Origin of the sequence: Pseudomonas sp. NPDC089569 (genome assembly GCF_050280625.1) — a bacterium.
In the GTDB taxonomy this organism is placed as follows: domain Bacteria; phylum Pseudomonadota; class Gammaproteobacteria; order Pseudomonadales; family Pseudomonadaceae; genus Aquipseudomonas.
Window position 1 is genome coordinate 82,387 of record NZ_JBNNVQ010000004.1, and the last position, 13,020, is coordinate 95,406.

Below are 13,020 nucleotides of genomic sequence, written 5' to 3' on the forward strand. Positions count from 1 at the left end.
AGGACGCCGCCCTTTGAACCGCTTCTCATAGGACGACAACGACTTTTCATTTCATGACAGGCGCAAGGTGCGCACGATGGCTTGACCCGATGGCGATTCTGCCTGTGCAAGCACCCGGCCGCCGGGCGGTGTGGCAGTTTTCGAACACTGATTTACACTGCCTACACCCCTGTGCATGAATATTTTTCCAACGAATGGATAGATCCCACGGCAATCCGGGCTCCGCCTCATGATCCGGGTAACACCAACATGAAAACGGTTATGGCCCATTGCAGCGCTTTGCTTGCCGTCAGCCTGTGTGCGGCGGCGAGCACCTGTGCCGTTGCGGCGTCCTACAAAACCAGTTTCGACTGCGCCGGTACCCGCATGGCCGTTGAAAAGCTGATCTGTAGCGATGCGCAATTGGCACGTATGGATATCGAGCTCAACCGTCTCTATCGGCTGGCGCTCACGGATGAACACGCCGAGCCGCGCCCCGACAAAGTCTTGATCGACCAGCAGTTCTGGGTTGAAGCACGCAATCAATGCGCCTCCGACCGCGAGCCCAGGGCATGTACGATCCGCAGCTATGCCGAACGTGCCTATCAATTGCGCCGGGGTTCGGCCATTGTCAGGACACGGGACCCGGATCGACTCACCGAAGGTCCGCTGGCATTCAGTTGTGCGGGATTGAACGCGAAGATCGACGCGACCTTCTTCATCACTCAGCCCGGTGTCGTTTACCTGAAATGGGCGAGCAGTTCGATCACCCTGAGTCAGGTGCCGAGCGAGATGGGAGCCCGTTACACGGGCAAGGATGTTCTGGGGACCTACAGCTTCTGGCAAAACGGCGACATGGCCATGTTCCAGAAGCCGGGTTCAGGGGAAATGACTTGCAAGGCCGAGCCGGCCGGTTAAGTCGTTGCGCAAATCTCATCGGTCGCAGACGACTGTGGCAGATCTGATTTCGCGTAGAGCTTGATGGCGTTTTTCCCCGCGTTCTTGGCTTCGTACATCGCCTGGTCCGCCAGTTTCACCAGCGTTTCTGGCGTGTCGCCATGATCGGGATAAATACTCACACCAATACTCGGCGTGACGCTGACCTGATGCCTGTCCACGAAAATGGGCTTGCCTACCGACCACAGCAACTTGCGGGCGATCGGTTCGATTTGTTCAATGCCGTGAATATCCTCCAGCACAATCGCAAACTCGTCACCGCCAAGGCGTGCCACGGTATCGACTTCCCTCAAGCAACCTTTGAGGCGAGTCGCAATGGCGGCCAGCGTTGCATCTCCTACGGAATGACCCAGGTTGTCATTGATCTCCTTGAAGTGATCCAGGTCCAGAAACATGATGGCAACCTGTGAACCTGCCCGATGGCCACGGGCGATAGCCTGTGTCAGTCGCTCACGGAAAAGCAGCCGGTTGGGAAGATCGGTCAGTGGGTCGTGCGTGGCCAGATAGCCCTGAAACTCCTGCTCCATATGTTGTTGGGTGATATCGCTGCAAACTGCCGCATAGTTGAGGTCGGACTCATCCAGGCCAACAATGGCAGTAATGGCCAGCGATTCCAGATAAAGATCGCCACTCTTCTTTCGATTCCATAACTGGCCTTGCCAGTGTCCGCTCTCCGAAAGGCTTCGCCACATTTGCGCATAGAACTCCTGGGACTGCCGACCGGATGACCACAGGCTCGGGTTCTGTCCCATCACTTCATCCTCGGTATACCCGGTCATCCTGGTAAACGCCGGATTGACTTTGGTGACCCGCCCCTGTCGATCGGTAATGATTACGCCATCCATAGTGATGTTGAACACCTGATCGACCAACCAGAGGTGCTCGCGGGATTTTTGCTCGGCGTTGTCTCTCTGCCGACGCCAGTACAACGACAAGCCGACACCACCTGTTGAACCGAGTGCGAACAACGCGACGGTAATCCAGAAAATCCTGTTGAAAATCGCTTGACTCAATACCGCGAAAGTCCTGGCTTGCGCCAGGTTCAAATCAATGTCCCTGGACAGCATCTGATCCATTTGATCCAGAAACGGAATACGGGCCTGGTACCACTTCAACGCCTCGTCGTAGTGACCCTGTTCCAGCTGGCGCACACTCTCGCGCATGATTGCCAGAACCTGAGGCAGATCAATCCTGATCTGTTCTGCGACCACCTTTTCCTCAGGACTGCTGATGCCCTCTGGGTAGTAGAGTTGCCACTCCCTGGACATTTCACCCAAAGAGGCCTGCATGACCTTTGCGTACTCTGCGGTCTTGACCGGGTCATTAGAGGCGAATATGCGCCATTGAAGACGCCGTGCATTGAATTGCGCCGCACGCATACTGGCCAGGTGACCAATCGGCGCCGTATTGCCGTAATACATGCTGCGTATGTAAGTATCGAGCTCTCTGATCGTAAACAACCCTCCAAAAATCAACGCTGCGGCGAGCAACATTCCAACGGTGAGAAACGCGAAAAACTTCACTTTTGATTTTTTTATTAAATAAGACCGCATCGTTAGTCCCCATCCCAGCAATGCGATCCTGCTCGCATCGTTCAAGTTTCTGTATAAGCACCCTTGAAAAATCACCATTTACCGCGGCGTGCGTCGCACGAAATCAAGAGACTTCAAACGACGCTCTCGGAATATAATTATTATTGACAACCAGTCTCAATAAAGCTTCGACTGGCCGACAGCACACTCGTGATCGGTAGTTTTTGTCCAACCATGCATTGAGTTCATACAGCCTGACCGGCGAAAACCCGGGATAGTCCTTCAGTGCGGCACTGATTTCGGATGCCAGTTGAAAGCTTGAGTCCAGGTTTCTACTTTCAATGTATTGTTGGATAAACCGATTTACATCACAGGTCTCTTTTTCCGAAATAAATATCGTACTCAAACTGTCCGGGAACTGCGTCTTGAATTCGGGCGCCATTTTTCGACTCCTACCGATGGGGGGTGTAACACTGCGCTTTTACAATTTTTTTGCTCACCGCACATCATCAGCAAGGCGAAGCGACCCTCCTGATGATGTGCGTAGATTATTCATGGCGAGCCGATTCGACAGCCCGAGGTATCAAATGGTGAAACGACCGACCAACTTGTTCAGATCGGATGCCAGCGAAGATAATTCGCCACTGGCGATGAATATTTGATCCGCGGCGGTAGTACTCTGGGCCGAGAGGTTATTTATACTCACCAAATTCTTGTCAACAGACTTTGCAACTTGCGCCTGTTCTTCCGAGGCGGTAGCAATCAAACAGTTGCGTTCATTGATTTCCGATACTGCCCGGGTTATTTCCGTGATTGCCGCGCCTGCCTCCCGGGCTATCTTCAACGTCGCCGTTGCTTCGATATCCGTCTGTTTCATGGACGAAACGGCCATTTCCGAACCTGCCTGGACGTTCTTGATCATCTGTTCTATTTCTTGCGTAGACGCCTGAGTACGGTGTGCCAATGCACGCACTTCGTCGGCGACAACCGCAAAACCACGACCTTGTTCGCCCGCTCTCGCCGCTTCGATTGCAGCGTTCAATGCCAGCAGGTTGGTTTGCTCGGCAATGGCGCGGATCACGTCCAGTACCTTGGCGATGTTTTCGGTCTGGACGGCCAATTGTTCAATCTCGGCGCTGGTCCCTTGAACGGCCGTGCTCAGGTTCTCGATGGAGGAAATCGTTTCAGACACCCTGCTCATACCGGTGCGCGCGGAATGCTCCGATTGCTGGGTAGAAACAGAAGCAGCGACCGCGTTGCGCGCGACCTCTTCGACAGCCGTGGTCATCTGATTCACCGCCGTCGCCGCCATTTCCGTCTCCATGCTCTGCTGCTGCACACCGGCATTGGACTCATGGGTAATGGCGTTCATTTCCTCCGCCGCAGCGGCCAGCAGCGATGATGAATCGGAGATATGAACGATGGTGCTTTTCAGGCTGACCAACATTTCAGCCGTAGACACTTGCAGTTCGGAGATTTCATCCTTTCCGGACACCGTCACCTCACCCACGAGGTTGCCCGAGGCAATGTTCTTCGTGGCGGCCAGCAACTCGCGCAAAGGCACAATGATGCTGCGGGTGAACACGAAAGTCAGGATGAATGTCACCACAAGCGCGAGACTCAAGATGACGATGGTGGCCACTTTACTTTCATGAGCCTCATTGCGAGCCATCGTACTGGACTTCTCGCTCCTGCCGCTCATCAAGCGTTGCAGGTCTTGCGTGGACTTCAATACGCGCTCGGCAGCAGGTGCGGAATTACTTCTAATGAATTGCACCAGTTCTTTTTGTGAACCGGTAGCACCCAACGCCAATAGTTGATCGATTTGCGTGACGAATGCATTCACATTGGCATTGACGCTGTCGAACAATGCCTGCTCTTCAGATCCGTAGATCAAGGGAATATAAGCAAGCGTCTCCGCTTTCAGGGAGTCTTTCAGCTTGGTCACTTGTTCCATATTCGCGCTGAGGGTCTGCGCATCGCTCATGGCGAAAAACAGGTTTGCAACACGCAGTTTGTAAGTAACCGACTCTATTTTCGCTGCCTGCTGAACACTGGGCATGCAGTTGTCTTGCAGATCACCAATCGCCCACTGCACGTTGTCCATACGCCAAAGCGATTGCCAGCCCAGTACAAGAATCAATACGCAGGTCACCCCAAAACTGAGCAGCGTCCGAGGTACCAATTTCATATTTCTGACAAACATCTACAGCACCGCCATGATCGATGGGTAATATAAATCTCGAGCGGCACCCGGATCCCGGTGACACGTGATCAAATCGACCATGACAGCGTTCATGGTCAACCATCCTTGGTTTCAGCCAGGTCAGGACAGCGCTACAAATATTTTCTATGGCATTCAATAGATGCAAGCCACACTGGCGTACATTACTGAGCCGCGCCCTCCCCATCCATCAGGCAATCCTTAAAATCAGCTCAGCAATCAGTGCAGCCCGTCGGTCCGGCTGTCGAAATATTCATATAAAAAACCTTCATTGAAACAGGTTCGCCTCCAGGCAAAACGTTATAAGTTCCTGGTCACTATTCACTTCAAGCTTGCGCATGGCGGCGACTTTCTGGGTGCTGATCGTCTTCGCACTGCGGTTCTGGTCGATTGCGATATCACGCAAACTCATTCCCGAAACGAACAAACGCAGGATCTCAAGTTCGCGCAGCGATAGCAGCGCCAGGCGCTGCTCGACATTGCGCCCCTCGTCCATGACAGAAGATTTGTTCAACGCAGGACACTTATAACGGCGCTTTTGGCTCAATGCATCCAGTGCGCGCTGGATTTCAGCATGCAATTGGCTCTTTTGAACCACCCCGGCAACGCCCAGGTCATAGAGCCTCGAAAGAATAAGACCGTTGGAAACCATCGTTAAGATAAGTACTTGCAACGACGGATAGTTACGTGACAAGTACTTCACCAACTTCAATCCATCACCATAAATGGAGTGATCTGGCATATTGTAATCAGTGATCAATATGTCGGGATTCTCGGCATTCAGTACTTTGATCAGTTCGCTTGAGTTGATTGCCTCCCCGACTACCTTGAAGCGATCGTCACGCTCGATCAGTTCGCGTACGCCAAGCAACACTATTGGATGATCATCCGCGATGACGACAGTGATTTTTTGCTTGCTCATTAAGGTGTCCATAGATGAATGGCTCAGGTGACATCGTTCATATTGATTTGAGTAGTCGGGAAAGCATCTCGAGAGCCTGTTCTATCTCGGCGGCCAAGGAGGCATTCAATGCATCCTCACGCAGTTGATGCTCCAACCGTCCGAACATCTGCGACAGTTGTTCGGCACGCACCACGGACAAGGCGCCACTGACCGAATGCAGTTTCTGGATAGTTTCCTCTAGCGCGCCGGATGCAACAGCTGAACGAATGGCCTCCATGTCCTGTTCCATGGATTTATGAAAGACACGACGCATTGCCTCGGAAAGAACGAGTATTTCTGCATGACCATCTGACTCGGTTTCAGACGCAAGCCCCGTCACTGGAGCAATGTGCTGCCGCGCAGGTCGCACGCTGGCCAACACATCGAGCAGGTGCGCCTGGCTCAACGGCTTGACCATCCATGAGTCCATGCCAGCGCCCTGGCAGCGTTCGCCTTCATCACGCATTGCGTTGGCTGTGATGCCGATGATGGGCACTTGTGTATTTTTTGCCCGTATCGCCCGTGCAAGTTCATAACCGTTCATGACGGGCATGTTCACATCGCTCAGCACCACATCAACGCTTTCCTGGCTCCACAATTGCAACGCCTGCGCGCCATTGCCGGCGAGAATGACACTGCAACCCAGCGCTTCGAGTTGCTCCTTGAGAATAGCCTGATTGATGAGGTTATCCTCGGCCACAAGAACCCTCAGTTCCAATTTTTGCGATGTAGTGGCGGGCACTTGATGGGCGGGCGTGCCGGTTTCGCTGGTGACCATCAAGACGCCCCTGGCGATGCTGCGAACGTGATGGGCACTGACTCTGAAACCCGACTCAGTCACCTCGGCAACTTCAGGCCCATCGTGTTCGCAAATCAATCGCTTGCCCTTCCAGCCATAGGGAAGCTCACCGGCGCCGAGCACGTCGACAAGCAAACCACTGGAGAGCATTTCATGGGATCTTGTTGAAACCACGGCAGCGCTGGCTCCCCATCGGGTCAACCAGGCACAAATGTTGTCCGACAATTCACGAGCGGGCGCACGCACATAGACCTGCCGCCCATCGAGCGCGATATCGGAAACTTTCGCCATACCGGATTCGGGTTCGGTGAAAGGTAGACTGACAGTGAAACTGCTGCCCAGTCCCTCCTCACTGACAACACTGAGGTGGCCTCCCATCAGCTCGACAAACCGGCTGCAAATGGATAAACCCAAGCCTGTGCCACTGACCAGATTGCTGGTACGGGCCTGGTAGAAGGGCTCGAAAATGTGGCGTTGCTGATCCGGTGTGATACCGATGCCTGTGTCGGCAACTTGAAATACCAGGCTTGGATCAAGGTTGTCCGGTCTTGATAAATGGCAGCGCAAAACGACACGACCCATATTGGTAAACTTGATGGCATTACCCAGCAAGTTGTTCAAGACCTGGTAAATTTTCACCCTGTCGCCATGCAGAAAATCCGGGATGTTCGGATCAACACAGGCATATATCTGCAGGTCTTTCGACCGGGCGCCGGCGATATGCGATGACACCACGTCCTCTACCAGATCCAGCGGACAGAAATCCTCGGCGTCCAGGGTCAACTGTCCGGATTCAATTTTCGATACATCCAGTACATCACTGATGATTTGCAGCACCGTCGAAGAAGACACCTGCATCGTATGCAGATAGCCAACCTGGCGTTTATCCAGTTCTGTCTGCCCCAGAAGCTCCAGCGTTCCGAGTACGCCATACAAGGGTGTACGTATTTCATGACTCATCGTGGCCAGGAAGATGGTTTTGGCTTCATTGGCCTTCTCCGCCGCCAACTTGGCCTGGTGCAATGCCTGCGAGCGCTGTCGATGCTCGGTAACATCCGAAAAGGTACAAAGCAGCACGTCCTGTTCCAGGTATCGAGCCGATGAGTAACTGACCAGAAAGTAACGCCCCTCGAGAGCCATGCAAGCCTCGCCGTTCAAGCTGGTATAGGGCTTTCGCAGCATCCGGACGATGGTCTGAGACACGGCCCGGTTAATTTCCGCCCGCTTGTTTTCCAGAATGATCGAGCCATCGGAAATCCGAATGACAATCAGCCCGGCAGGTGCGCTTTCGATGACCGATTGATTGAATAACCTGCTTTCGATGAGTTGGGCGTGCGCAGTTTTCGCCGGAACGACAACATGCGTTTGGTAGTAGCGGTAGAGCCACCGGAACAGTGCAAACAGCACAAGTGAAATGATGAGCAAGCGTAGCAGGGGTACGGTCGCCCACTTCAACAGGGTGCCGTATCCAACGGAATACTGGGCTGCCCAGCGCTCGTGCTTTATGGACGTATCAAAAACCGAAATCAATAAACCATCGGATGACAACGAAATCCCCGGGTTTTGCGCAGGTGCATGCAACTGGCCAGTCAGCACTTCTCCGGCAGGGGCGATGAGCGTAAAACCTCCATGAAAAGGCAGGTCCAGGCCCGTTGTTCCCTCCAGCAAGTGACGCAGGTCAAACATTGTGGCGACCATCACCTGATCCATGCCGCTTTGCGTACGCAAGGCATTGATGGGCAGGTCTCCGGCGACAAAAGCGGCCACCTCCATACTGTCGCTTGCCAAGGGCGACTTCGAGGCCACTTGAATCCAATGTACGGCGTGATCTTGAAAGCGCGCAGGGTCGACCATGGCCTGCTGGCGCAGGTGACCTGTGATCGCGTCGTAGTTCTTTCGGGAAAGAAAAGTTTCATTACGAAACTTCCCGATGGCAGGAACCGCGATACTCGCCTGGCTCTGGGGACTGAGGACAAAAACCTGGGGGGATAGAAAGTGCGACTGTGACCAGAACCGACTGTAAAAATTGGTCAAATGCCAGCCTATTACAGACAGGGCCCTCAGACTTTGCTCGCCCTGCCCCTCCATTTGGGCAACGGTAAAGGACAATGAAAAATCACTGTCGGACACCTCATAAAAATCTGCGCCTGAATCATTGAATTGCAGGCCTTGTTTGAGCAGGCCTGCATCCATTTGCATGTGGTCGTTGGGCGCCACCAGGGCATCTGAAATTTCTCCAAGGAAGGCTTCCTGCTCTCGAACGTTTTCCAGGACCCTGGCGAAATGCACTTCGGCCTTGCCTTGTTCGCTATCGAGCAGAAGGATGATTGCCCGTGCATTGGTCATGACCAGCAAAAACACCACTCCCAAGGACAGCAGAAGGCCGGAGCTCAGGCGTACCGAGCTTCTTGCCAATCGCGCGAACAGCGTGTCCGTATTCATCAAACCTCTCAAAAAAGTTATGCCGCGCAAAAAGCACTGCATGAACCTTAGCCAAGGTTCGCTCACTGGACCGGGTGGATTGCGCAATGCTGTCAATGGATGGCGGGGCCGGCTTCGGTTTGCAGTCGCAGGAACAGTTGGGGGTCCACTGCTTTGGAGATCAGAAAGCCTTGCACCTGATCACAATGAATTCGGCTCAACAATGCCAACTCTTCCTGGGTTTCCACGCCTTCGGCCACAACGTTGAGCCCCAGGTGTTTACCCAGCGAAACGATGCTGGAAAGCGCAGCGGCCAGGTATTCGTTTTCGACGCAGCCGTTGACCAGTGAGCGATCGATTTTCAACTCGGTAAAGGGTGTGGATACCAGATTGAAATAGGAGCTGTAGCCTTTGCCGAAGTCATCCTGGGCCAAACCAAAGCCCTTGAACCGCAAACGACAGACACCTGCGAAATAATGCCCAAGGTCTTCGGTGGCAGAGTTCTCCATCAGTTCGAATCCTATTCTTGACGGCGTCCCTCCTTCTTGAATGACCCGTTCATACAGTCGATCGGGCAACTCATCGCTATCGAGCAGATGTGTAGGCAAATTGATTGAAACTGGCACGTCGTAACCATGACGACGCCACAGGGTTTGTGCGGCAATGGTTTGGGTGACGAATTGCATGAGCAATTCTTCCTCCAGGTTATGACGAATGATTCCGGGCAAGAAGTCTCTGGGCAGCAATACGTCCAGGCTTGGATGCTTCCATCGGGCCAAGGCCTCTGCCGCTACAATCCGCCCGGTCGCCAAACTTTTTTTCGGTTGAAACCACGGTTGTATCTGCCCTGTTTTCAACGCAAGACTGAGGTCGGCAAGGCTATGGTGTGCAGGCGCTCTCACTGAGGCGTCTTCGACCGAATCCAGAGCGACGAGTTGGTCCAGCAATTTTCGTAAAGCGCCGACATTCACCGGTTTTGCGATCAGACCCAACACGTTGAAACCCAGGCTTCTGGCGGCGAAACTGGCGCTGGTCATCATTCTTCCGGACCCGGAGCTCATAAAGGCCAGGGCCGGTTTTCGGGAGAGTTTGCCAATCCTCTGTACAAGCTGTATGCCATCCACTCCTGGCATCATCAAATCACTCAAGACCAGATCGAAATGCTCAGCCTTGATTGCCGCCAGTGCCTCTTCTCCATTGAAAGCTGAAGTAACGGATAAACCACTCAGATCGTTGAGCAAACCGAGCAGGTACCCATGCTGAAAAGGATGATCCTCGACAACCAGAATTCTATAAGCCATCGATGTTCATCCCTTCGTACTGTTGCATGCAGTTATAAAGCGCCCCCAAACCAAATGGCTTTACCAACAATTGCTGCATACCTGCGCTCAGGCAACGATCAGTCTCATCACGCATGGCGTTGGCCGTGGCGCCAACAATGGGGGCCCTGCATCCGATGCGGCGTAATTCCCTGGCCAAATCGTAGCCATTCATCCCCGGCATGTTGATGTCGGTCAGCACCACGTCAAAGTCATCTCCGTTCCAGAGCATCAATGCTTCGGAGCCGTTTTGCGCAACGATCACACGACAGCCCAGCGCTTCGAGTTGATCCTTCAAAATCAACTGGTTGATAACGTTGTCCTCGGCAACCAGGATGTTCAAATCCAGTTTCCTGCTCGGTTCACTTTCAATAAGTGTTTGTGACGCATTCAAGTCCCCCTGGAACTGAAGAACCGCGTCGAACAGTGCATTCAGATCATTGGGCTGAATGTTTCGGAGTCGAGGCGACTGTCGTTCTTCTGCTAACTCCTGCGAAGTGATGACAATCCTTGGTCCGTCCCATTCAGGGCATACGTGAGATGTTTCATATGGATAAATTTCAATCAACACGCCCTTTTCCCCGCAATGATTACCGGGCGGATATCCGATCTGGGTCCTGGCTCCCCAATGACGCAGCCAGCTCGCTATGTACTCCGACATTTCCAACGCCGGGGAGTAGACATACACCACCTCGGGGGACAATTTTGACCTGGCCGGCATTTCCGCCGCTGGAGCCAACGCCTCCAGCGCTGCCTCCAGTGTGAAGCTGCTGCCGAGGCCGGGTGCACTGACTACTCGAATATTGCCATTCATCAGCTCCGCAAGACGCTGGCATATCGACAGCCCCAAGCCGGTGCCTGCAATCACATTCGTACTGTTGCCAGTCTGGTAAAACGGGTCGAACAGATAGGCCTGATCTTCCAGGGCAATACCTGGGCCACTGTCCGACACTTGCCACAATGTCTTGATCCGCCCCCCTTCCAAAGCGCCCACTTTCACGCGTAATACAATCTGCCCGCTCTCAGTGAATTTCACGGCGTTATTGAGCAGGTTGTTCAATATTTGCCGGATCCTTGTAAGGTCTCCGCGTAACATCCCCGGAATAACCGGATCGATGAACGAATAGATTGAAAGCCCCTTGCTGCGAGCCGCCGCGACATAACTCTGAATGACGTTATGAACCAGCTCCAGTGGTGAAAAATCCTGAATATTGAGCGCCAACTGCCCTGCTTCTATTTTTGAAACATCCAGGACATCGCAAACCAGGTTCAACAAGGTAGAAGAAGAGTTTTCAATGGCGTGCAAATAGGCTTTTTGCTGAGGCCGCAGTTCAGTTTTTGCAAGCAGTTCCAGCGTACCCAGCACGCCGTACAAGGGGGTGCGAATTTCATGGCTCATGGTCGCAAGAAACAGCGTTTTAGCCTCATTGGCGGCATCGGCCATCTGCTTGGCCATGGCCAGGGCCGCTTCTACCTGTTTTCGTGAACTGATATCGCTGAATGCACAAAAAAGAACATCCTCCGCGTTGTAACGGGTTCTGACGAAACTCAGATACAGATGGCGACCATTGCCCGCCTGGAACTCGTCCGACTGATTCGTTTCGTTGTTATCGAAAGCCTGTTCTATCCAGCGATGACACAGCCTTTCGCGCTCATTGCACTCGCCCAGCCACTGCTCCGACAGACGGTTTTCAAGTACCACCTGGCCATCCGCCCGACGCAATACGCACAGTGCGACCGGGGCCGTCTGAATGACGGCCCGACTGAACGCTTCACTTTCTATCAGTGCATCGATGCGTTGCGTGGCAGGCGTGATCAAACGCCGTTCAATCCGCGATACCAGTCGATACACCAGAAAGGCGGTAATCGATATCAGGAAAAACGAAATCGTCAACGGCCAGCAAAACACACTCAACAAGGACAGAAGATCAATCGTGTAGAAGATCTTCCAGTCCGAGTAACCCAGCTGCCTTTGCATCACCAATTGGTTCGGTACAACGCCTTCACCGGACAGACCGAAAACGTGGCCCATTTCCACTTTCAGCACCGGTGGCGCGTTGCGCCCATAGCCCGTACTGCTCATCATCACGTCACCATGAGGATTGAGCATCAGAAATTGCCCCGCACTGTCGTCATGCAGGGAACTGGAAACGTCCGAAGCATCCATCTCCATGCCAATCCAGCCAGCGTTCGGGCGATCAGGCGCCGCCCGCGTGAACAGATAGAGCCGTGGTGAAGATGAACCTTGATCACTGAGCCAGATGCAGTGGGCCGCGCCGGCTGACGGGGCATCGAGGGTACGCAACCTTCGCAGCGTATCTTGTGATATCGATGTTAAAAAAGTGACCGCTTTGCTGAGGTAAATACCTGGGGTGTTGGGTTCTTCAGGGACATAAACGAGGTTGAGTCGCTTGTCTTTCATGAACTCCGTCATGGCATCGGTCAGGTGCAAGCTCCACCCTTTACCAGGATGACCGATATCCACATACCAGTCTTTTTGCGCACCGGCATTCGCCCTGCCCTCATCCAGGTCATTGACCGATGAGAGCACAAGCAATTTGAGCAATGCTTCGCGCTGAGTGAAAAACACCCGCGCGTTGACAATCGCGTCATTCAAATAGCCTTGGCGACGCGATATCTCGCTACTGAAAATTGAAAGGATCGAAACCAGTGCACCGGCAATCGTCCCCAGGACTAAAAACTGTGCGAACAACCGCAGAAGTCTGCGCGCAGCTTTTGGCGTGGAGAAATAGGAATCGGCGGGTTGCAGGAATTGCTTGAGTTTCATGGCGCAAGGTTAAGCGCCCCGTCCAGCTGTCCACCATCAGGCAAACCTTAAAATGCGG

General features: G+C 53.4%; 6 protein-coding genes and 2 pseudogenes. 1 reads left to right on the forward strand and 7 read right to left on the reverse strand.

The features are described from left to right. Nucleotides 1-249: 249 nt before the first annotated feature. Nucleotides 250-897, forward strand: coding sequence for an MliC family protein (locus ACQKP2_RS03575; protein WP_427574406.1), 648 nt, complete (start codon nt 250-252; stop codon nt 895-897). Here ACQKP2_RS03575 and ACQKP2_RS03580 read toward each other — a convergent pair. The 7 genes and pseudogenes from ACQKP2_RS03580 to ACQKP2_RS03610 form a co-directional block, all read right to left on the reverse strand. After that, nucleotides 894-2,489 carry a diguanylate cyclase domain-containing protein gene (locus tag ACQKP2_RS03580; RefSeq protein WP_427574408.1) on the reverse strand — a complete coding sequence of 532 codons (1,596 nt, stop codon included), beginning with the start codon at nt 2,487-2,489 and terminating at the stop codon, nt 894-896. The two genes, ACQKP2_RS03575 and ACQKP2_RS03580, sit on opposite strands and share 4 nt — an antisense overlap. 562 nt (nt 2,490-3,051) lie before the next feature. Beyond that, nucleotides 3,052-3,861, reverse strand: a pseudogene (locus ACQKP2_RS03585) (methyl-accepting chemotaxis protein); the annotation flags it as partial. Between the two features lie 78 nt (nt 3,862-3,939). Beyond that, nucleotides 3,940-4,674, reverse strand: a pseudogene (locus tag ACQKP2_RS03590) (MCP four helix bundle domain-containing protein); the annotation flags it as partial. A 286-nt stretch (nt 4,675-4,960) separates the two neighbouring features. Then, nucleotides 4,961-5,614 (reverse strand): response regulator, encoded by a 654-nt coding sequence (locus ACQKP2_RS03595; RefSeq protein WP_427574409.1) that lies wholly within the window; start codon nt 5,612-5,614, stop codon nt 4,961-4,963. 37 nt (nt 5,615-5,651) lie between these two features. Then, nucleotides 5,652-8,918, reverse strand: a complete 3,267-nt coding sequence (locus tag ACQKP2_RS03600; RefSeq protein WP_427574410.1) for an ATP-binding protein — start codon at nt 8,916-8,918, stop codon at nt 5,652-5,654. A gap of 50 nt (nt 8,919-8,968) precedes the next feature. Further along, nucleotides 8,969-10,156 (reverse strand): EAL domain-containing response regulator, encoded by a 1,188-nt coding sequence (locus tag ACQKP2_RS03605; RefSeq protein ID WP_427574412.1) that lies wholly within the window; start codon nt 10,154-10,156, stop codon nt 8,969-8,971. After that, a complete protein-coding gene (locus tag ACQKP2_RS03610) occupies nt 10,146-12,962 on the reverse strand; it encodes an ATP-binding protein (RefSeq protein ID WP_427574413.1) in 2,817 nt (938 codons plus the stop codon). The genes ACQKP2_RS03605 and ACQKP2_RS03610 overlap by 11 nt, the downstream gene beginning before the upstream one ends. Nucleotides 12,963-13,020 lie beyond the last annotated feature (58 nt).

Coding starts and splice junctions, on each gene's coding strand:
- ACQKP2_RS03575 (WP_427574406.1), top strand. CDS start 250: ATGAAAACGGTTATGGCCCATTGCAGCGCTTTGCTTGCCGTCAGCCTG.
- ACQKP2_RS03580 (WP_427574408.1), bottom strand. CDS start 2,489: ATGCGGTCTTATTTAATAAAAAAATCAAAAGTGAAGTTTTTCGCGTTT.
- ACQKP2_RS03595 (WP_427574409.1), bottom strand. CDS start 5,614: ATGAGCAAGCAAAAAATCACTGTCGTCATCGCGGATGATCATCCAATA.
- ACQKP2_RS03600 (WP_427574410.1), bottom strand. CDS start 8,918: ATGCAGTGCTTTTTGCGCGGCATAACTTTTTTGAGAGGTTTGATGAAT.
- ACQKP2_RS03605 (WP_427574412.1), bottom strand. CDS start 10,156: ATGGCTTATAGAATTCTGGTTGTCGAGGATCATCCTTTTCAGCATGGG.
- ACQKP2_RS03610 (WP_427574413.1), bottom strand. CDS start 12,962: ATGAAACTCAAGCAATTCCTGCAACCCGCCGATTCCTATTTCTCCACG.